The sequence below is a fragment of the Pseudotabrizicola sp. L79 genome (assembly GCF_036553525.1).
Taxonomy (GTDB): domain Bacteria; phylum Pseudomonadota; class Alphaproteobacteria; order Rhodobacterales; family Rhodobacteraceae; genus Pseudotabrizicola.
Window position 1 is genome coordinate 1 of the sequence record NZ_JAZHDA010000011.1, and the last position, 448, is coordinate 448.

General features: G+C 65.8%; 1 protein-coding gene. It reads left to right on the forward strand.

Features of this window, described 5'->3' with window-relative positions; all coding sequences use genetic code 11:
* Positions 1-44: 44 nt before the first annotated feature.
* A partial coding sequence (locus V3C85_RS00035; RefSeq protein WP_331792945.1) for a DUF2460 domain-containing protein occupies positions 45-448 on the forward strand: 404 nt, incomplete at its 3' end.

A 448-nucleotide genomic window follows, 5' to 3' on the forward strand; every position in this document is an offset into this window, starting at 1 on the left:
ATCGGGGTTCTGATTTCATGCGACATGTTGGCCAGAAAGGCTGATTGGCAAGCGGGGCCGAAGAGCGCAATGCCAGCTGGGCCAATTCGCGCCGCCGCTATGACGTCGCCTACGGCATCCGCCGCGCCGACGATCTGGCCGCGGTCGTGGCCTTCTTCGATGCCCGCAATGGCCGTCTCCACGGCTTTCGTTTCAAGGACTGGGCCGAGTTCAAGTCCTGCCTGCCGTCGAAGACGCCCGGCCCGACCAATCACCAGATCCGCAGTGGCAACGGGCCAGCCACCCTGTGTCAGCTCCCCACGCGCAAAACCTCGGGCGCGCAGTCCTGGACGCGCGCCATCACCAAGCCAGTCGCCGGTTCCGTCACCATCGCCCTGAACGGCGCGACGCAAGCCTCCGGCTGGTCGGTCTCGACCGCGACGGGATTGGTGACCTTCACAACCGCTCC